Annotated in this window: 17 protein-coding genes; 4 read left to right on the top strand and 13 right to left on the bottom strand. The window is 66.0% G+C overall.

Features of this window, described 5'->3' with window-relative positions:
- Positions 1–27: 27 nt before the first annotated feature.
- Positions 28–627 carry a CoA pyrophosphatase gene (locus L6D80_RS06915; RefSeq protein ID WP_054903248.1) on the bottom strand — a complete coding sequence of 200 codons (600 nt, stop codon included), beginning with the start codon at positions 625–627 and terminating at the stop codon, positions 28–30.
- Between the two features lie 123 nt (positions 628–750).
- Here L6D80_RS06915 and L6D80_RS06910 point away from each other — a divergent pair, with 123 nt between their 5' ends.
- The 4 genes from L6D80_RS06910 (at position 751) to L6D80_RS06895 (ending at position 8,269) form a co-directional block, all read left to right on the top strand.
- On the top strand, positions 751–1,302 hold the full coding sequence (locus L6D80_RS06910) for an NUDIX hydrolase (protein WP_054903249.1): 552 nt from the start codon (positions 751–753) through the stop codon (positions 1,300–1,302).
- Between the two features lie 18 nt (positions 1,303–1,320).
- The gene (locus tag L6D80_RS06905) at positions 1,321–1,875 is read left to right on the top strand and encodes a L,D-transpeptidase family protein (RefSeq protein ID WP_054903250.1); all 555 of its coding nucleotides are present in this window, start codon (positions 1,321–1,323) and stop codon (positions 1,873–1,875) included.
- 160 nt (positions 1,876–2,035) lie between these two features.
- On the top strand, positions 2,036–3,715 hold the full coding sequence (locus tag L6D80_RS06900) for a ShlB/FhaC/HecB family hemolysin secretion/activation protein (RefSeq protein WP_176513133.1): 1,680 nt from the start codon (positions 2,036–2,038) through the stop codon (positions 3,713–3,715).
- A 27-nt stretch (positions 3,716–3,742) separates the two neighbouring features.
- Entirely contained in the window at positions 3,743–8,269 is a 4,527-nt protein-coding gene (locus tag L6D80_RS06895) for a hemagglutinin repeat-containing protein (protein ID WP_176513131.1), read from the top strand.
- 60 nt (positions 8,270–8,329) lie between these two features.
- Here L6D80_RS06895 and L6D80_RS06890 read toward each other — a convergent pair whose 3' ends face one another.
- Genes L6D80_RS06890 through L6D80_RS06835 form a run of 12 tightly spaced genes read right to left on the bottom strand, consistent with a single transcriptional unit; the run spans position 8,330 to position 19,002 of the window.
- Positions 8,330–8,989, bottom strand: coding sequence for a general secretion pathway protein GspN (locus L6D80_RS06890; protein ID WP_176513129.1), 660 nt, complete (start codon positions 8,987–8,989; stop codon positions 8,330–8,332).
- Positions 8,986–9,372 (bottom strand): type II secretion system protein GspM, encoded by a 387-nt coding sequence (gene gspM, locus L6D80_RS06885; RefSeq protein ID WP_176513127.1) that lies wholly within the window; start codon positions 9,370–9,372, stop codon positions 8,986–8,988. The genes L6D80_RS06890 and gspM overlap by 4 nt, the downstream gene beginning before the upstream one ends.
- On the bottom strand, positions 9,369–10,409 hold the full coding sequence (locus L6D80_RS06880) for a type II secretion system protein GspL (RefSeq protein ID WP_176513235.1): 1,041 nt from the start codon (positions 10,407–10,409) through the stop codon (positions 9,369–9,371). Before L6D80_RS06880 ends, gspM begins: the two co-directional genes overlap by 4 nt.
- A gap of 38 nt (positions 10,410–10,447) precedes the next feature.
- Positions 10,448–11,038 carry a PulJ/GspJ family protein gene (locus L6D80_RS06875; protein ID WP_176513125.1) on the bottom strand — a complete coding sequence of 197 codons (591 nt, stop codon included), beginning with the start codon at positions 11,036–11,038 and terminating at the stop codon, positions 10,448–10,450.
- Complete coding sequence (locus L6D80_RS06870) at positions 11,035–11,403, bottom strand: type II secretion system protein GspI (protein ID WP_176513123.1); 369 nt, start codon at positions 11,401–11,403, stop codon at positions 11,035–11,037. The genes L6D80_RS06875 and L6D80_RS06870 overlap by 4 nt, the downstream gene beginning before the upstream one ends.
- Positions 11,400–11,876, bottom strand: a complete 477-nt coding sequence (gene gspH, locus L6D80_RS06865; protein ID WP_176513121.1) for a type II secretion system minor pseudopilin GspH — start codon at positions 11,874–11,876, stop codon at positions 11,400–11,402. Before gspH ends, L6D80_RS06870 begins: the two co-directional genes overlap by 4 nt.
- A 3-nt stretch (positions 11,877–11,879) precedes the next feature.
- Complete coding sequence (gene gspG, locus L6D80_RS06860; protein WP_054903259.1) at positions 11,880–12,314, bottom strand: type II secretion system major pseudopilin GspG; 435 nt, start codon at positions 12,312–12,314, stop codon at positions 11,880–11,882.
- 18 nt (positions 12,315–12,332) lie between these two features.
- Entirely contained in the window at positions 12,333–13,535 is a 1,203-nt protein-coding gene (gene gspF / locus L6D80_RS06855; RefSeq protein ID WP_176513119.1) for a type II secretion system inner membrane protein GspF, read from the bottom strand.
- A gap of 3 nt (positions 13,536–13,538) precedes the next feature.
- Positions 13,539–14,987 (bottom strand): GspE/PulE family protein, encoded by a 1,449-nt coding sequence (locus L6D80_RS06850; protein WP_176513233.1) that lies wholly within the window; start codon positions 14,985–14,987, stop codon positions 13,539–13,541.
- Entirely contained in the window at positions 14,987–16,918 is a 1,932-nt protein-coding gene (gene gspD, locus L6D80_RS06845; protein ID WP_371419528.1) for a type II secretion system secretin GspD, read from the bottom strand. Before gspD ends, L6D80_RS06850 begins: the two co-directional genes overlap by 1 nt.
- Before the next feature lie 21 nt (positions 16,919–16,939).
- Entirely contained in the window at positions 16,940–17,365 is a 426-nt protein-coding gene (locus L6D80_RS06840) for a pilus assembly protein PilZ (protein ID WP_176513116.1), read from the bottom strand.
- Positions 17,362–19,002 carry a bifunctional UDP-sugar hydrolase/5'-nucleotidase gene (locus tag L6D80_RS06835; protein ID WP_176513113.1) on the bottom strand — a complete coding sequence of 547 codons (1,641 nt, stop codon included), beginning with the start codon at positions 19,000–19,002 and terminating at the stop codon, positions 17,362–17,364. The genes L6D80_RS06840 and L6D80_RS06835 overlap by 4 nt, the downstream gene beginning before the upstream one ends.
- Between the last annotated feature and the right edge of the window lie 63 nt (positions 19,003–19,065).

The raw sequence follows: 19,065 nt of genomic DNA, 5'->3' as shown, positions 1-19,065 counted from the left end.
GTATCAACGGCGGCGGGGTGTGCCCGCTCAGATTTCTATATAGCGCTCTGGGGGCTGGTGCAGGCTGATGCCTGCGTCGTACAGCAGGTTGACCAGCTCGACGATCATGATCGCCGACAACCCCCAGATCTTGTACTCGCCATAACGATAGCTGGGGACATACCAGCTGCGGCCCTGGTAATCGATGCGGTGGGTATGGTCACGCGGGTCCTGACGGAAGAATTCCAAGGGCACGCTGAATACTGCCGCGATCTCCGCATCATTGGCGTGATACTCGACGAAATCGGGGATCACCCCGACGAACGGCGTCACTTTCAGGCCATGCAGGGAAATCAGCGGGCTGAGTGGGCCGAGCACTTCGACCAAGCCAGGCGGCAGGCCGATTTCCTCTTCGGCCTCACGCAACGCGGTGAAGACCAGATCGGGGTCTTCAGGGTCGCGCCGGCCTCCGGGAAAGGCGACTTCGCCGCCGTGGGTGGACAGGCCCTTGGCGCGCAGGGTCAAAACCAATTCGGGCGCTTCGCTGCGGGTGATGGGCAAAAGAACCGCCGCCTCGGGGAACCGTCGGTCGGTTTCCAGCGAAGCCGGTTGGTGGTTGCTCATTCGGCGAAGTAGCTCGTCCAGCATCACGCACTCTCGTTTCCAAGGCCTGCCTGCATGATGCACCAAAGCCGCGAAGCACCCAAGCCCCGCACGCTTGCAGCAGCACCGCCTGGCGCGCCAAGATAACCGCAGACAAAGGGAGACAGCATGAAATTCTGCAGCGCGTGCGGCCAGCCGGTCATTCAGCGGATCCCCGCAGGCGACAGCCGCCTGCGGTACGTCTGCGAGCATTGCCAGACCATCCACTACCAGAACCCGAACATCGTTGCCGGGGTATTGCCTACCTGGGGCAGCCAGGTGCTGCTGTGCCGGCGAGCCATCGAGCCGCGCCGCGGTTTCTGGACCCTGCCCGCCGGGTTCATGGAGAATGGCGAGACCCTGGACCAGGCCGCCCGTCGCGAAACCGTGGAAGAAGCCTGCGCCCGGGTCGGGCCGATGAGCCTGTATCAACTGTTCGACCTGCCCCACATCGACCAGGTGCATGTGTTCTTTCGTGCCGAACTGGCCGACCTGGACTTCGCGATCGGTGAGGAAAGCCTGGAAGTACGGCTGTTCGAGGAGCACGAGATCCCCTGGCGCGAGCTGGCTTTTCGCACCGTCACGCGCACACTAGAATGCTACTATCGCGACCGCATCGGGCAGCACTACCCCATAGGCCATGAGTACCTGCCGCCGATGAACGTTTCGCCCACCACTTAAGCTTGCAGGTACCGCTTCATGCGCTGGTTGTTTGCCTTTTTCTGCCTTTGCGTTACCTCGGTGTCCCAGGCGGCCTTTACCGAGACCATCATTCGCAAACCCCAACCCCCGGTGCCGGCGCAGACTCAATCGCAGACCGCCATGCAGCCGCTGATCGACAAGGTACTGGTGATCAAGTCCGAGCGCCGCCTGCAACTGATCAGCCGGGGCGAGCCGCTCAAGACCTACCGCATCTCCCTGGGCAAGCAGCCCAAGGGGGCAAAGGAGCGTGAAGGCGACAAGAAGACCCCAGAGGGCCTTTACTGGCTGGACTGGCGCAAGCAGAGCGACCGCTTCAACCTGGCCATGCACATCACCTACCCGAACATCAGCGACGCCGCCCGCGCCACCCGCGAGGGCTGGAGCGCCGGCAGCATGATCATGATCCATGGCACGCCGATCAACGATGACTATCCCGAGTGGTATTTCCACACCCTTGACTGGACCGATGGCTGCATCGCCATGCGCAATGCCGACATGCGCGAAGTCTGGGAACTGGTGCGCGACGGCACCCTGATCGAGATTCGTCCCTGATCGTCCTGCATTCCAACTCAGGATGTAGGAGCTTTCTCACCTCAATTCCACATCTGCCCTACGTTTGCGTAGGCAGCAGACTGCATCCAATCGAATGGCAAAATTTCTAGCATCCACGCAAACGAGTACGTAAGCCGTACGCCTTTTGCGGGGTTCACCCATGCCGTTCCGATTTCACCCGGTCGCCAGCAGGCTACTTGCCTGCTACCTGTCGTATTGGCTGGTCGCACCGATGGCGCAGGCCAACGACCCCGCCAGCCAGCAGCTGCGCGAACAACAGCAGACAGGGCGGCAGCTGGAGCAGCAACAACGGCTGGAGCGCTGGCTACGTGCCCCGTTCGCCGTGCGCAACGGCGCGCCGTCGTCTGCCGAGCCCGGCGACGGCCACTGCTGGGCGGTCAGTGGCGTGCGTCTGGCCGGCAACCACCTGCTGTCGACCAAAGCCCTCGCCCCCACTGTTCAAGCCCTGGTGTCCCCCTGCATGGGCGTCGCCGATATCAACCGCTTGCTCAAAGCCATCACCCAACGCTATGTGCAGGCCGGCTACCCGGCCAGCCGCCCCTACCTGCAGCACCCACCCGCGCAGGGCGACGCGTTGGACATCCTCATCATCGAGGGCTTCGTAGAATCGGTCGAGCTTGACGTCGAACGGCCACTTTCCCTGCACAGTGCCTTCCCCGACATGCTTGGGCAGCCGGTTTACCTGCCAGACCTCGAGCAGGGGCTGGACCAGCTCAACCGCCTGCGTGCCTACGAACTGAGTGCCGACCTGCTGCCAGGTGAAATGCAGGGAGGCACCCGGGTGCTGCTGCAATCCCGCCAGGTAGACTCGCGCTGGCACCTGGACAGCCGCTTCGACAACCGCGGCAGCCCCCTGACGGGGCGGTACCGCCTTAACCTGACCCTCGGCGTAGACAGCCCGCTTGGCCTCAACGACGACCTGCGCCTGTCACTGGCGACCACGGTTATCGATGCGCCCGGGCGCAGCCAAGGCGTCAGCGCCTACTACAGCATTCCCTACGGTCCCTGGACCTTCACCCTCAATGCCAGCCAATTGAGCTACAACGCGCCCCTCCCGCAGAGCGCGCAGCGCAGCAGCGGCAGCAGCCAATACCAGGGCGTGAGCGTCGAACGCATGCTCTGGCGCAACCAGCACGGCATGCTCAGCGCCAGCGCCCGCCTCGATCGCAAGCAACTGGTCAACCGCACCGGTGGTGCCCTCGTCCAGTTGCAAAGCCCGACCCTGACCAGTGTGGAAGCCGGCCTCAACCTGCTGTGGCTGGACAACGGTGTCTGGAACACCTACGTCGGCGTCGCCCAGGGCACAGGCTGGCTCGGCGCCACGCAACCCGCGCGACGTGCGGACGCGCCCCCCCGGGATTTTCGCAAGTACCGCGCCAACCTGCTGCACCTGCGTCAGGGGCCGGCGAACCGGCCATGGCGCTGGCAGAGCGAGCTTGCCCTGCAGTACAGCAGCCAGGCCCTGCCCGCAGTCGAGCAGATGCTGCTCAGCGACGACTCGGCCGTGCGCGGCTTTCGCCAACACACCTACAGCGGCGCCAGTGCCGCCGTCTGGCGCAACACCTTGAGCCAACCTCTACCACTGGGCTGGACCGCACCTGCCCAGGTGCGTCCCTACCTGGGTCTGGACACAGGCTGGCTACGCCTGGCGCAGCGCTCCCCCTCGCAGCGCCTGGCAGGGGCCGCGGTCGGCGTTGAACTGAGCCTGCCGCACAGCCGCCTGCGCCTGGACTACCAGCGCGCCCTCTACACCAGCGACCGGCACCGCCCGCTTCTGGAGCCCGGCTTCTGGGTAGTGGAGTGGGCCTTGAACCTCTGATTCACCCACAACAAAGAGAACGAGAACATGCACACACTCTCGCAGTTACCGTCTATCCACCCCAATACCTTGCGCTGGGCCATCTTCCTCGCCCTGCTCAGTTCTACCACCGCCCTGGCCCAGGGTGGGCTGGAAGCCGCCCCTGGCCCCGGTGGCATACCAGTCATCAACCATGACCACGGCGTCCCGGTGATCGATATCGTCGCGCCCAACGCCGGTGGCCTGTCGCACAACCAGTTTCTCGACTACAACGTCGCCAGCCCCGGGGTGGTGCTGAACAACGCCTTGCACGCCGGCCAATCGCAACTGGCCGGTGCGCTCGCCGCCAACCCGCAGTTCCAAGGCCAGGCAGCGTCGACCATCCTCAACGAAGTGGTCAGCCGCAACGCCTCGCTGATCGAAGGCCCGCAAGAGATCTTCGGGCGCCCGGCCGACTACATCCTGGCCAACCCCAATGGCATTACCCTCAATGGCGGCAGCTTCATCAACACGACCCGTGCCGGCTTTCTGGTGGGCACGCCAGAACTTCAGGACGAGCAGCTCAAACACCTCAATACGCTGCACGCCAGCGGTACCTTGCAGGTACTTGACGGCGGCCAGAGCAATGCCGAAGGCGCGCTCGAACTGATCGCGCCGCAGCTGGACAGCACAGGCACGCTCATGGCCGGGCACGACCTCAACGTCACCGTTGGCCGCAACCGCCTCGGCTACAACGACGGGCAGGTGCTCGAGCACTTGCCCGGCACGGCGTCGAGCATCGACGCCAATCTGTTCGGCGCCATGCGGGCCGGGCGCATACGCGTGGTCAGCACGGCCGAAGGTGCCGGGGTCCGCATGGGGCCAGTGCAGGCCAAGGCCGATCATGGCATCAGCATTCAGTCAGCCGGCGCGCTGCGAGTCGACGGTACTGCCGACCGGCCAGGTGAACTGCACACTGAGCAGGGTGAACTGCTGCTCACCGCCGCCGATGACCTGACGCTGCGCGCGGTCGACGGCAAGGCCGACCGCATCGAGGCCAAGGCCGGCAAAGCCCTCGTCCTCGATGCCGATACCCGCGAGCACATCGCCCACGACCGTGAAAACTGGAAGAAAAAGGTTCTGTTCATCACCCGCGAGACCTACAGCCGCGAGCGCACGACCACCGAGCGCCAGCAGCGCGGTACACAGTTGCAAGGCAATAACGGCATACAGTTGCAGTCCGGCGCCGACATGCGTCTGGTGGCCGCCGAGGTGAATGCCGGCGGTGACCTGACCCTCGACAGCGGTGCCAACCTGGACATCGTCGCGGGCATCGACAGCCAGCGCATCGAAGAACAGGTACGCCACCGCAAGGACCTGTGGCGCGGCGACAGTGATTCACAGCAGTACAAGGAAACCGCGCGAGGCAGCTCGCTCAGTGCCAGGCACGTGGCCGTCAAGGCGAACGACACACTCACTGTACAAGGCAGCACAATGCATGGCCGCAACGACCTGGACCTGCATGCCAAACAGGTCGAAATCGGCACCACGGCCCTGCAGGAACAGGGCACACGACGCAACTACCGAGGCGACCTGGTATCCGGCACCTTCTTTGCTGACCGCCAGGGTAATGACACCCAGGCCCAGGTCGTTACCGACAGCAGCGTCAAAGCGGACGGTAAGCTGCAAGTCACCGCTGACCAGGTCAGCGTCAAGGGCAGTACCGTTCACGGCGGGCAAGACGCTGTGCTCTACAGCGAAAAGGGTGCGCTGGCGATCGGGGCAGACCATGGCAGCTCCACGTCGAGCGAGCACGAGAACAACAGCAAGCTGTTCGGCCTGATAGGGCGCGACCGCGAACACACGCAACGCAAGCAACACGCCCTGGTCAGCGACGTCAGCTCTGCCTCCAACCTGCGCCTGGCCAGCGCCGACGAGCTGCGCATCAATGGCGCCAACGTTGAGGCCGGCAAGCATCTGCAGGTCGAAGCCAAGGGCGACCTGATCATCGACAGCACGCAATCGGTCGCTGACAGTGACACCCGCAGCCAGCAGCGTAGCTTCGTAGCCAGCGCCAAGCAGACTCAAGACGCCGAAGACGGCAAGCCCGGCTCCCGCCAATACGCCGCGGGCCTGGCTTACGAGGTTGTCACCACCTCAGGCAAGCAGCGCGAGGTCTCTCAGGTGGCCAGCGCACTGAAGGGCGCGACGGTTGCCCTCAACAGCGGCGCGCACCTGCAGGTCAATGGCTCCAGCGTTCAGGCCGGCGCCGGTGACCTGGACATCCAGGCCAAGCAGATGAGCCTCGGCGCGGCCCGTAACACGCGCGATTCATCCACCAACACCACGCGCAGCGGTGGCGGGCTCACGGTAACCGGCGGCATCGACCGGATAGGTAGCCAGTTCGAAGGCCAGCACAACGTCGAGACGGTCACCGAGCACGACAGCAAGGGGCAGCGCAGCACGTTGCAGGCCAGTGGCGACCTCAAGCTCGGCGCAGATGAACTGGTCGCCGAAGCCGCCAAGGTGGAAGCGGGCAACGGCCTCAAGGTGACCGCCAAACGCATCGAGAACCGCGCCGTGCAAGACATCCACGAACGTGAAGAACGCCGGGAAGACTGGCAAGGCAGCCTTGGTGCCAGCGTCGAATACCGGGACCTTACCCGGCCGATCGAGCGCTTGGTGCTGGGCGAAGAAGCCGCGCGCTTCCAACAGGCGTCCCCCGAGGACGCAATGGTTGCGCCCAGTATGGGCGCCGACATGACCGTTGACCACCTCAAACGCCTGGAAAACCAGCGCCGCGGCTTTGCGCATGTGAGTGAGCTGTCCGGCGCGACGGCCCAGGTCACGGCCGACTCTATCGATGACCAGGGCACCGCCTGGCGCGCCAACGCCGGCGCATTGCAGATCGATGCGCAGCAACACACCCTGCGCGCCGCAAAGCATACTCAGGAAAACACCGGCGAACGGCTGGCCTATGGCGGCGACCTGAGGGTCGACACCAGTACCGGCGAAGACCTGAACGTGCGTGTCACCGGCAAGGGCGGTTCGTTGTCCAGGCAAGACACCGCCAGCACCGCCGTGCCCGGCAGCCTTTACGGGCAACAGGGCATTCAGGTGCAGCTGGGTAGCGATGGCCGCTATGAAGGCGTGCGCATCGACGGTGGCACAGGCGACGTGGTCATGCACAGCGCCGGTTCGTTGTCGCTCACCCAGGCCAGCGACCACGCCGAACAGCGCACGCAGCAACTCGATGGCAATGCCTGGGCCAAAGTTGGCAACCGCCCAGGCAACACCGGTGTCGATGGCCGGGGTTATCTCGACCATGACCAGCGCCAGAGCGCACAGACCAAAGCCCAGGTGGCGCAGGTCGACGCTCAGGGCAGCGTGCGCCTCAGCAGTGGTGGCGACCTGTTGCTCGAAGGCACCCGCATCGGCAGTCGCGAAGCCAAGGCCGGCGATATTCTGCTGCAAAGCGGCGGCCGCCTGCAGGTTACGGCGGCCAGCAATACCCAACAGGCCGAAGGCGGCGGCCTTGGCGGCGGTCTGGAACTGGCGGCCAAAACCGGTGCCACCCGAGGTGGAGCCCTGGGTGGGCACTTCACCCATGGCAAGCAGGAGGAAAACGCCCAGCAGGCCGTCGATGCGCAGTTCCACAGCGCTGGCAAGCTGGCCCTGCAGAGCCGCGCCCGCGAAGACATCGCCCTGCACCTGGAGGGCCTGCACGCCACGGCGGAGCAGATCGATATCAATGCCGCCAGCGGCGGCATGCTGATCGAAGCCTCTTCCGACCGCGAACGACGCAACAACCTCGATATCACGGCCGGCGCTGGCTTCAACCAGTCCAAGGGGGGTACTGACACCTACGGCCTGCACGGGCGCGCGCAGCTCAACCTGGACAAGCGCGACAACCTGACCTGGAACGCCGGCAACCTGCGCGCCGAGCGCATCGACCTGCAAAGCCGCGGCGACACCCGTATCGAAGGCGTCAGCCTGGAGGCCGGGCGTATCAAGGGTGAAATCGACGGCGACTTGCGCATCGCCAGCCGCAAGGACAACGTCGATACCCTGACCGTGAAAGGTGACGCTCGGCTGAGCAAGGAGAAGAACCCGCAGGGTTACGCCAACGCAGCCAGCGCCATGACCAGCCCCCTGGGAAGCAAGGTGAGCGCTAAGGCGGGCTCGGCCGCGAGCAAGGCAGACCCCGGTTTCTCACCCACCTTCAGCCTTGAAGTCTCCCACGTGCAACGTGACAGCGTAGCGCAGCACACCACGCTCAAAGGCAGTGAGGGCATCGACTTGAAGGTGGGGGGCGATACGCACCTGGTGGCGGCGAAGCTGCAATCGGCGAAGGGCAATGTCGCGCTCGATACCAATGCCGTGACCAAACAAACCTTGAGCGGCAACGACTATCGTCGGGATGTATCGATCGATGCTTCCAATTCGCCAGTGGACCTGGGCACGGCCATTGCCCAGATAGCCAAAGGCAAAGGTGCAGCGGACGGTGAAAATGCCCTGGACCTGGGGTTGCTGCGCACCAGCGGGCATAACCGCAGCGAGCAGTGGGTATCCAGCGTGCAAGGCAAAGCAGACTGAACACAGTAGCCCGTACGGCCCTGTCGTCGGCGCGACCCGCCCACGACAGGGCCAGAAGGGTTACCAGCGCAAATCCCGTTGCCCGGACGCCGCCTGCGCCCCCAACCACTGCGCGCCGCGCAGCAACGGCGTCAGGGCAGCCTCCGGCTGGAGCTCAAAGGCGACCTGCGCTCGACGCCCCAGCAGGTCGGCATCCCCTGTCAGTTGATGCTGCCCTTGTTGCGCCAACTGGCCGTGCAGGCGCCAGCCGTTGTGGCAGTCCAGTTCAACCCACCCCTGGCCCAGGCTCAACGACCAAGGTTCGCTCAATGCCAGATCGCTGACAGTGATGCGGCCTTCGCTGGCGCGGCAGGCACGTCCCACGCCCTGCACGCGCAGCGTACCCTGCCACTGCCCGGCCACTCGGTAGTCAGCCTGTGCCGTCGCCTGGGCCCCCAATGCCGCCACTTCAAGCCGCCAGCGCCATGGCCAGCCGTCGGCGCGCAACTGCCAGCCCTGCCCCTGGAAACCCAACTGGGCATTTGCCTGCAAGCGCCAGGGCTGCAGCGTCCAGTGCATGGGGCCGACAGGCCCCAACTGGCGCGCCTGCCCCTGCCAGAGGCTACCGCTGACCTCGTGCATGGGCAGGCCAACGCCGCGCGCCACCCATGACGCCGGTAGCTCTACCAACAGGGTCACGCTGAATACCCCGCCCACCCACAGCATCCCCCAGCGGCTCATGGTTGCACCACCAGATCGAAACGCAGCCCCTGGGCGTCCTGCTCCAGCCCCCATTGCAGGGGTTGGACACCCTCTGAGCGCAAGGCTTGCAGCCAGCCTTCCAGGACACGGTCATCGGCCACCTGGCCACGCAGCTGCCAGCGCTTGCCTTGTAGCTCGACATCGACAAGCTCAACCCGCCGCGCCTGGGCAGACTGGCGCAGCCGTTCCAGGCTCAGCCCAGGGCCGCTGCGCAGTCCAGCCGCCTGCTCTGCCAGCCCACGCCATTGGCTCAGTTCACGCCAGTGGGACAGCCCCTCGCGCACTGCCAACACGGCCAGTAACAGACCAATCAGGTACCACGCCAGCAGCAGCCGATGGCGCTGAATCCAGTGTCGGTTCATGTTGCCGCTCCCAGGTCGAACACCACGTGCGACGCTGCGTCCTGCACCTGCACCGTCGCCCCCGCGGCACTGGCCATCTCGACCCAAGGCGGTGCACTGCCCTCACCGTCCAGACGCAGGTACCAGCGCTGGCCGTCGAAGTGCGCCGCGTGCAGGCGCCAGCCGGGGTGATCATGCAGCCAGGCCTGTACCTGGGCTTGCAGTTCTTGCAGTTGGCGCATGTGCAGTTGCTGTTGCCGCTCGCTGTCGCGCAGGTGTTTGAGGGCCTGTGCCGCCTGCTGCGGGCTGGCCTGATTGCCAGCCACCGCCTGCACCTGCGCACGCCAAACCTGGGCTTGGCGCCATTGCTGGCTCAGCCACAACCCGCCCCACCCCGCTGCCAGCACCAGGCAAGCGGCAATCAGCCGTTGCTGATGGCGTGGCACAGCCGGCCACCTGTGGGCCGTGCGGGGCTGTTCGAACAGGCTCGGTAGGCTGTCCAGGGGCGCCAGCGCAGTTGGCCATGCACCGGCCAGCGGCACCGTGCGCTGTTGCAGCCAAGGCAGTTGTGGAGTATCGCCGAGCACCGCTGGCCAGAGCAGCCAGTGTTCCCGGCCATCGTCCCCCCGCCCTTTGTACAGGATCGTGCCGGGTGCCCGTTGCCACTGCCAGACAAGACCCGGTTCGGGTGTCGGCAGCAGTTGGAACTCCGCCCAACAACGGTCCACCTGCACACCCCACTGAGCACACTGCCTGCGCCAGGCATGCAGGCGCTCGCGTGCCACGACCAGCAAACGCAGTTGCCCGGCGTGGCGTGACAGGCAAGCGCAGTGCACCTCGTCCGGGCCCTGCATCAGCTGATCTTCCAGCAGCAGTGGCCACTCGTCACGCTTGAGGCCGGGCGGCGCAGCCAGTTGAAACTGGCTGCACTGCTCGCCTGGTACGATCAACGCTACCCGTGCGACCAGGCTCGCCGATGGCTGACCCTGCCCTTCGCATTGCACAGTACCGTTATCTAGCAGCAGCCAGTCCCAGGTATCGCCTGGGCGCAACAGCAGCCAGGGCCGGGGCTGCGCCCGTCGGTGTCATTCACGTTTCATGAACGCCCCCAAGGGAGCATGAAGGTACAGACATAGGGGGCTCCATCACGCTGTAATTCCACGCGCACACCACGGCCGGGATGCGCGGGTTGGTCGGCAGGCCAAGGCAGCCAGCGGCCACCCTGGTGGTAAAGCACGTTGAACGCACTGACCCGCTGCAGTTGCTCACGCAAGCGCCAGTTGGGTTCGCTGGCGGCATACAGGTCTGCCGAGGTTTCCAGCAGCAGCGCTTGCCCATGGACGTCGAAACGCAGGCGCTGACGTTGCAGCCGCGCGCCCCCCTCGGCCTCGGGCAAGGCAGCGCCAGCCACCCACAGCAGTTGCTGGCGATCGCCCTGCCAGTCGAGCCAGCGGCTGGCCAGGGGCAGCCGCTGCTCGTATACCTGCCGCAGCACCGGGCTGTCGAAGCGCCGCTCCAGGGCAAGGCAGAACTCGAGCACGCGGGTTTCCTGGCCATTCACTTGCAACCGCTCGCGTACCTTGAGCCAGCCGTTGACCAAGGCCGCAAGCATGACTCCCAGTACCGCAGTCAAGGCCAAGGCCACCATCAGCTCGATCAGGGTCAACCCGGCCTGACGCTGCTTCATGGGCGCTCCAGAAAAACCGTGTACTGGCCTAGCGGCAGGCGCTGGTCGCGGTCGGCGGAAAGCTGCAGCTCGCCGCGGCGCAAGTCGCGCACGCCGGTGCGACGCAGCTGCAACTGCCAGTGGCAGGCCTGGCCGCCCTGGCTCAGCACACCGCTGGCCTGGTCGTTCGCCGGCCAGTACTGTTCCACGGCAAAGCGCGCCTGCAATTCACGGGCACATAACACCCCCAGGCGATGCTGCTGCACGCTGTCCTGCACGGCCAGGCGCTGGCGCAGCACCTGGCTGGTGATGACCGCCAGCACTGCGGCAATCGCCAGGGCCACGGTTACTTCCAGCAAGGTGAAGCCGCGTTGCTGACGCTTCATGGCGACATCACCGTGCGCAGTTGGCCGTCACGTTCCCACTGCCAGCGTTGGCTGCCCTCGGCCCAGCGCCAGCGCACCGAGCCAGGCTGGGCCCACCCCTGGGGCGTAAACAGTAAGTGCGGCTGCGCACTGGCATGCCAGTCCGGGCGCAGCCCCTTGGGCCAGTCACCCAGGCTGACCGCCTCGACTACCCAGCCATCACCCTCACGCCGCACGAACTCGGGGTGCGTGCCCGTCCAGCGCAGCCCGCGCAACTGCCCGGCATGCCGGGCCAGAGCGGCCTGCGTATAGACGTGCGCGGCAAGCCGCTGCAACGCCTGCTCGACACTGGCCTTGCTGCTGTCGAGCCAGGCCACGGCGAGCCCGGTCATCAGCCCGGCGATGGCCAGCACCACCAGCAACTCGAGCAGGCTGAAGCCGCGCTGGCGACCGCTCCCCCTCAAGCCCGCTTCCACCTTCAGCGCAGCACCCATCGCTTACAACGCCCAGTTGCCCAGGTCGGCATCCTGGCCTTCGCCACCCGGCATACCATCGGCACCCAGCGAATACACATCGACCCGACCATGTTCACCCGGCATCCGGTACTGGTAAGGCGTACCCCAGGGGTCTTCCGGCAGGCGGCGCACATAGCCGTCGCTGCGCCAGGCGCGGGGCTGTGGCTCCTGGCTCGGCTTTTTCACCAGCGCGGCCAGACCTTGCTCATTGCTGGGAAAGCGCAGGTTATCCAGGCGATACATGTCCAGCGCCTGTTCCAGGGTGGCCAGGTCGGCCATCACTTTCTGCCGCATGGCCTTGTCCTGGTTGCCCAACACACTGGGCGCGACCACCGCGATCAGCAAGCCGATGATGAAGATCACCACCATGATTTCCATGAGGGTGAAGCCGCGCTGGCGGCTACGTCGATGCTGCATGGGGGTACTCCTTGTCATTTACAGTTGCAGGCCCTGGTTGAGTTGCATGATCGGCAGCAGCACCGCCAGCACGATGAACAGCACCACGGCGCCCATCACCAGGATCATCAGGGGTTCGAAAAGGGCCATGGCCGTGTCCACCTGGCGGGCGAAACCGCGTTCCTGGTCGTCGGCCACGCGTTCGAGCATGTCGGCCAGTGTGCCGCTGGCCTCGCCGCTGCCGACCATGTTCACCAGCAGCGGCGGAAATTGCCGGCTCGCCTCCAGGGCGCGATGCAGGCTGGTGCCGCCCTGCACCTGCTGGCGGACCTGCTCCATGGCCAGGTGGATACGCCGGTTGCCGACGGTTTCGGTGGCCACCTGCAAGGCTTCGAGCAGGGCCACGCCACTGCTGCTGAGGATCGCCAGGCTGCGCGCCAGACGGGCGCTCTCCAACACCTGCAACAGCCCGCCGATACGCGGCAGGCACAGCAGCAGATCGTCGCGGCGCAGGCGCCAGTGCGGCTTGCGCAGCAACCACGAACCCAACAGGGTGGCCAGCATCGCCAACCCCAGGAGCCAGGGGCCGATGTGTACCAGGGCCTGGCTCAGGCCGATCAGCAGCGAGGTGATCAGGGGCAGGCTCTGCCCCGCGTGGGCAAACTGTTCGGTGAGCTTGGGCACCACGAAGGTCATCAGGCCGATCACCACGGCCAGTGACACGCCCATCAGCACGCAGGGGTAGATCAGCGCGGTGCGGGCCTTGTGCTGCTGGCGTTGCACCTGCTCAAGGTGATCGGCCAGCCGCGTCAAGACCTGGGCAAGCCGCCCGGAGCGCTCGCCGGCCTCGACCAGCGCGCAATACAAACCGGTGAAGGGCGCACCTTGGCGGGCCAGGCTGCGCGCCAGCCCCACCCCTTCGGCGAGCGAACCCCGCAATGCCACCAGCACGGCCTGCAGGGCCGGCTGGCGCAATTGGCGCTCCAGCGTGGCCAACGCATCGACCAGGGGGATACCGGCACCGGTCAGGGTCGCCAACTGGCGGGTCAGCTCACACAGCTGGGCGCGGCTCAGGCGCTGGCTTCGCTGCCGGCCGGTGGCAGCCTCCAAGCGCTGCAACTGCCGCGGGAACAGGCCCTGCTCTCGCAGCAACTGCCGCGCATGGCGCTCGCTGTCGGCCTGCACGCTGGCCTGATGGCGCTTGCCCGCAAGATCCACGGCCTGGTAGCGAAAGGTCGGCATAGGTCAGCCCTGCACCACACGCAGCACTTCGGCCAGGCTGGTTTCGCCCCGGGCCAGGCAGTCACTGGCCATCGCCACCAGGCTCTGGCGGCGCTCGGCCAGGTAATCCTGCATGGCCAGCTCGCTGGCGCCGTTGTACAACAAGGCGACCAGGCCGGCATCCAGCTCGATGAATTCGTACAGGCCCAGGCGCCCCACATAGCCACTGCCCTGGCACTGGTCGCAGCCCACAGCGTGATAGCTGCTGCCCAGTGCCGCCAACTCCGGCCACAGGGCACGTTCGGCCGGCTGCAGTGGCTGGGCCACGGCGCAAGTGCACAGGCGCCGCACCAGGCGCTGGGCCAGCACGCCACGCAGGCACGATGCGATCAGAAAGGGCTCGACGCCCATGTCGCGCAAACGGGTTACCGCGCCTACCGCACTGTTGGTATGCAGCGTCGACAGCACCAAGTGGCCAGTGAGGCTGGCCTGCACGGCGATCTGCGCGGTTTCCTGGTCGCGGATCTCGCCGAGCATGATCACGTCGGGGTCCTGGCGCAGGATCGCGCGCAGGCCACTGGCGAAGGTGAGGCCGGCGCGGGGGTTGATGGCAGTCTGGCCGATACCGGCGATGGCATATTCCACCGGGTCTTCGACGGTGAGGATGTTGCGGCTGCCGTCGTTGAGGCTGTTCAGGCTGGCGTACAAGGTGGTGGTCTTGCCCGAGCCAGTGGGTCCGGTGGACAGCACGATGCCATTGGGCCGCGCCAGGCAACGGCGCAGGGCCTGCAGCACAGCGGCGGGCATGCCCAGATTATCCAGCGCCAGCAGGCTGGCCTGCTTGTCGAGCACCCGCATCACCACACGCTCACCGTAGATCCCGGGCAAGGTCGAAACCCGAACATCCACTTCACGCCCGGCCGCTCGCAAGGTGATGCGACCGTCCTGGGGCTGGCGTTTTTCTGCGATGTCCAGGCGCGCCATGACTTTGATCCGCGACACCAGCATCGCCGACAGCGCCCGCGGTGGGCGCAGCACCTCGCGCAGATGGCCATCGACGCGCAGGCGCACCACCAGGCTCTGCTCGAAGGTTTCGATATGGATGTCCGAGGCGCGCAGGCGCAAGGCCTGGCCAAACAAGCCGTTGATCAGGCGGATCACGGGGGCTTCATCATCGCTTTCGAGCAGATCCTCGATGCGCGGCATCTCGCTCATCAGGCTGGCCAGATCAACCTGCTCGCCGATGCCTTCGATCAGCGCTTCGTTGGCCGCCGCGCCTGCCTGATACAACTGGCCAAGGCGCTCGTCGAACGCTGCCGGCTCCAGATATTCCAGCGCCGCCGGGCAGCCATGCACCCGCAGCAGTTCCTGCACCTGGTCACTGTCGGCATCGCGGCGCAGCCACAGCTGCCAGCCAACCTCTGCCGGAGCCATGGCCAACCCGGCCTGGCGCGCCAAGCGGTAGGGCAGCATCACCAGTCACCGCCTTCAAGCCGCGCACGGCTGGCCGGAAACACCCGCAGCAACTGGCCACCCTCGGCCAGGCCTGGCAGCTTGAGTGGCGTGGTCTGCTGCAGCGTGCGGTACTTGTCTTCGCTCAGGCCCGCCAGGCTCGGCCCATCCCGCAGGATGCGCGGGCGAATGAACACCATCAGGTTCTGTTTGGTGTGCTTGCTGGCGTCGGAGCGAAACAGCCGGCCCAGGCCCGGGACATCTCCCAGGAACGGCACACGTTGGTTGCTGGTACTCAGCTCATCACTGATCAACCCGCCAAGGATGACCAGACCGTTGTCCTCGACCATGACCTTGGTCTTGATTTCGCGCTTGTTGGTGATCACGTCGCTGGCGGCACTGGAGTCGGCGATCGACGAAACTTCCTGGACGATGTCCAGGCGTACGCTGTTGTCGATGTTGATCTGCGGCTTGATGCGCAGCTTGACCCCGACTTCCTTGCGCTCGATGGTCTGGTACGGGTTGGCGTTGTTCTGGGTCACCGAGCCGGTGACAAAGGGCACCTCCTGGCCGACCAGGATCGACGCCTCGGCGTTGTCCAGGGTCAACAGGGTGGGCGTGGACAGCAGGTTAAACCCGCTCTTGCCCTTGAGCGCATTGATCAGCATGGCGAAGTTGAAGCCGCCGCCGAAGTGGCCGACCCCCACGGTGGCACCCGTGGTGGCCGAGAGCAACTTGCCCAGGCCCTCATTGTCGCCACTGGCGGCTGCGCCGGCGATGTTGCCGATGTTCACCCCGTTGTTGCCGAAGTTGACGATGCCCCCACCGAACTTCTCATCGGCAAACAGCCACTGCACGCCCAGCTCCTGGGCCTGGCTATCGGATACTTCGGCGATGATCGCTTCGACCACCACCTGGGCGCGACGGATGTCGAGCTGTTCGACAATGGAGCGGTACGCCGCCAGTTGGCTGTCCGGGCCGACCATGACCACAGCGTTGGTGCCTTCCTCGTATTCCAGGCGTATGCCCGAGTCGCTGGCGGCTACTACCGGCGTGTCCTTGCCCTCCCCTTGCCCCGCGCCTGCGCTGGCCACGGCCCCTTCCTGGCTCAGCCCGCGCAGCACCTTGACCACTTCGCTGGCATTGGCATGGCGCAGGTACATCACCTGGGTGTTGCTGGTGTGCGCGGTATCGCTAGGCCGGTCGAGCTGAGCCAGCAACGCCCGGACGCGGTCGGTGCTGCCTCGCACCAGCAAGGCGTTGCTGCGCGGGTCGGCAACGACCTGGGTGCTGTCGGCGCCCTGCTCGCGGGCCAGCAACCGGGTCAGCATCTGCGCGGTGTCGGCTGCGCTGGCGTGGCGCAGGGGCATGACCTGCAGCGGCTCGTCACTGAACTGGTCGAGCTGGCGCAACAAGCTGTCGATGCGCTCCAGGTTACTCCGCCAGTCGGTGACCACCAGCAGGTTGGCCGCAGGATAGGGCGTGATCACACCCACCCGTGGGTCGATCAGCGGTTTGAGAATGCCAAGCATCTGTTCGCTGGCTGCATTGCGCACATTGAACACCCGCGTGGCCACACCATCACTGCCCGCACTCTGTTTGCCGGCAGCTTCCACCGGCACCGGCTCCAGGCGCGCCGCCTGGTCGGGGACGATCTTCACGCTGCCATTGGGCAGGTCCACTGCGGCGTAGCCTTGGGCGCGCAGTTGGGCCAGAAAGATATCGTAGATGGCCTCGGCGTCATGCCGGTCAACCGTGCGTACCGTGACCTTGCCCTTCACCCGTGGGTCGACGATGAAGGTGGTGCCGGTGATGCGCGACACGCTGTCGATGAACTCGCCCAGATCGGTGTCGACAAAGTTCACCTCGTACACCGGGGTACCGTTGTCATCGAAGGTTTCGGGCTCTTCTGCCCAGGCCACGCAAAGGGCCAGGCTCAAGGCAGCGGCCACGCAGTATCTGACAGGCATCGTTCATCCTTGCCGCTTGAAGCCGGTCACGGCGGGGCGTGGCGGCCAGGGCAGGCGTTCGCGCCGCCCCTGGTTGTCGAAAATCAGGCCATCGGCATCGATGTCCTGTAACACGATCCCTGGGGCCAGGCGTTGCCCACGGCCCAGGGTGCGTACCTGCTGGCCATAGCGCAGCACCACCACACTGGCTGACAACGGCTCGGCCTTGAGGCCGCCGAGGTACTGCAGCGGCAGGCGAGTGAGCGCGATCGCCGTCGCGTCGAGGGGCGCCTGCCAGTGGCCGATCATCAGCCCCGGCAGCGGCGTCTGCGTGGTCACCGGTGAGCGTGCCGGCTGCGGCTCACGCCCCAGTTGCAACACGCACTGGGCAGCCAGCCAGCCGACCAGCGTGAGCAGGCCGGCGGTAAGCAGGCGGCTGGCCCTGCTCACGCTGGCACCTGACGTGGATGCCAGCCGGGATGGCCTTGCACGTAGCGCACTTCGGGCAGCTGCAGCGCCGCCAGTTGCCAGCCCGACGTTTGCCGCGCCAACCAGGCCTCGAGACGTTGCCACAAGGGTTCACCGGCCTGGGCCTCGAACTGTAGGCCAAAGGTGCGGCACAGGCCCTGCACCGGGTCGAGGCCTGAGATTCGCTTGCCTTGAGGGCTGTAGCTGACCCGCCAGGCCTGGCTCTGCCAGCGCGGCAGGTCCTGGCTGTTGTCCAGCAGCAACGGGTCGCCGAACAGTTGCTCCGCTGCGTTTTCCAGCACCTGTTCGACCTGTCGGGCCGGCGCCTCCACCACCGGCGCCGGGTAACTGCCGGTCAGGCTGATCAGGTGCTCGCGGGTAATGGCCTCGCCGGCAGCCAATGGGTAGTCGTAGCGCAGGCCCGGTAACAGCACTGGCATGCTGCTGTCGTCGGCCAAGGCCTGATGCAACAGGCGGTCCCAACTGCCGCCGCGGGTGTCACGGCGCCACAGCGCCTGCGGGGCGCGCGCCAGGGGCTGGTCCAGCCACGCCGCGTGGCCGGCTCGCTGGCGTTGCAACTCGGCCTGCAACTGGCGGGCACGTGCCTGTGCGGCAGGTGAAAGTTGCTGGGGGAAAGCGGCAAAGAAGCGCCCCTCGAATTGCCATTGCCCTGCCATGCGCTGGCAACGCAGGCGAAACGCACCGCTGGCACGGCAACCGGCAAACACTACCGGCACACGGCGGCCACTGGGTTGCGTGGCGTACACGGGCGTAGGCCACAGGTCCTGGCCACGGGCACAGAGCAACAGGTCGATTTCCGGCACCCGTTCGGCCAACCACAACCCCGGCCCGGTACCGACATCCGCCAGCGCCACCACCAGATCGGCCTCGCGACGCGCCTGGGCAAAAGTGGGCAGCAGCGACTGGTACCACTGTTTGAGGGAGGCTTTCTGATCCTGTGCGTAGGGATCGGTGACGCCGACCACGGCAATGCGCATGCCGCCACGCGCGAAGACTTTCAGGGGCTCAAGGCCCAATGCCTTGCGCTGTTCGTCGGCGAGCCCGGCGCCGAGGGTAATGGAAGAAGACTGACGATAGAGCCCTGCGCTTCGCTGCGGCCAAAGCACCCGCTCATCGCTGCTGACCCGCGCCTCACTGCCCAGCAACTGGCTGCCCTGCACACCGCTTTCGCCCTGGGTCAGGTAAGCCAGGCCACTGCCATTCCAGCCCTGGCCATTCTCCAAAGTGAGGCTGTTGCCCGCCCCGGCCTCGCTGCGCAGTTGCGCCAGCAATGCGGCGAGCACGGCATACCCACCCGATTGCACGCCGGCGGCCTGATTCGCATCGAGCAGAGGCGCCAGTTGCGGGTGGGCCAGGCTGGCATTGGCGCCGGTCATCCACGGCGCCCGTCCCAGGTGGCTGACCGGCCCCAGGCGGGTGGCCGGTACCACCGGCAGGCCGGGTTGGCGTGCATCGAGGGTGTCGGCCACGTAGAGCAGGTCCACGTTGGCATCGGCGCCTTGCTGGCCCGGCAGGGCAGAACAGGCGCCGAGCAACGGTGCCAACGCACCGACACCCATCCAGCTGATCACTTCGCGCCTGTGCACACTGCTTGCCATCGGGCCCGCCATCCTTATCCGAGTTCTGTTGGGCCCCGGATGTTGCGGCGTTCGCATGACAGT

Origin of the sequence: Pseudomonas ceruminis (assembly GCF_021602025.1) — a bacterium.
Taxonomy (GTDB): domain Bacteria; phylum Pseudomonadota; class Gammaproteobacteria; order Pseudomonadales; family Pseudomonadaceae; genus Aquipseudomonas; species Aquipseudomonas ceruminis.
This window is presented reverse-complemented; position numbering and strand designations above follow the sequence as displayed.

Coding starts and splice junctions, on each gene's coding strand:
- L6D80_RS06915 (WP_054903248.1), bottom strand. CDS start 627: ATGCTGGACGAGCTACTTCGCCGAATGAGCAACCACCAACCGGCTTCG.
- L6D80_RS06910 (WP_054903249.1), top strand. CDS start 751: ATGAAATTCTGCAGCGCGTGCGGCCAGCCGGTCATTCAGCGGATCCCC.
- L6D80_RS06905 (WP_054903250.1), top strand. CDS start 1,321: ATGCGCTGGTTGTTTGCCTTTTTCTGCCTTTGCGTTACCTCGGTGTCC.
- L6D80_RS06900 (WP_176513133.1), top strand. CDS start 2,036: ATGCCGTTCCGATTTCACCCGGTCGCCAGCAGGCTACTTGCCTGCTAC.
- L6D80_RS06895 (WP_176513131.1), top strand. CDS start 3,743: ATGCACACACTCTCGCAGTTACCGTCTATCCACCCCAATACCTTGCGC.
- L6D80_RS06890 (WP_176513129.1), bottom strand. CDS start 8,989: ATGAGCCGCTGGGGGATGCTGTGGGTGGGCGGGGTATTCAGCGTGACC.
- gspM (WP_176513127.1), bottom strand. CDS start 9,372: ATGAACCGACACTGGATTCAGCGCCATCGGCTGCTGCTGGCGTGGTAC.
- L6D80_RS06875 (WP_176513125.1), bottom strand. CDS start 11,038: ATGAAGCAGCGTCAGGCCGGGTTGACCCTGATCGAGCTGATGGTGGCC.
- L6D80_RS06870 (WP_176513123.1), bottom strand. CDS start 11,403: ATGAAGCGTCAGCAACGCGGCTTCACCTTGCTGGAAGTAACCGTGGCC.
- gspH (WP_176513121.1), bottom strand. CDS start 11,876: ATGGGTGCTGCGCTGAAGGTGGAAGCGGGCTTGAGGGGGAGCGGTCGC.
- gspG (WP_054903259.1), bottom strand. CDS start 12,314: ATGCAGCATCGACGTAGCCGCCAGCGCGGCTTCACCCTCATGGAAATC.
- gspF (WP_176513119.1), bottom strand. CDS start 13,535: ATGCCGACCTTTCGCTACCAGGCCGTGGATCTTGCGGGCAAGCGCCAT.
- L6D80_RS06850 (WP_176513233.1), bottom strand. CDS start 14,987: ATGCTGCCCTACCGCTTGGCGCGCCAGGCCGGGTTGGCCATGGCTCCG.
- L6D80_RS06835 (WP_176513113.1), bottom strand. CDS start 19,002: ATGGCAAGCAGTGTGCACAGGCGCGAAGTGATCAGCTGGATGGGTGTC.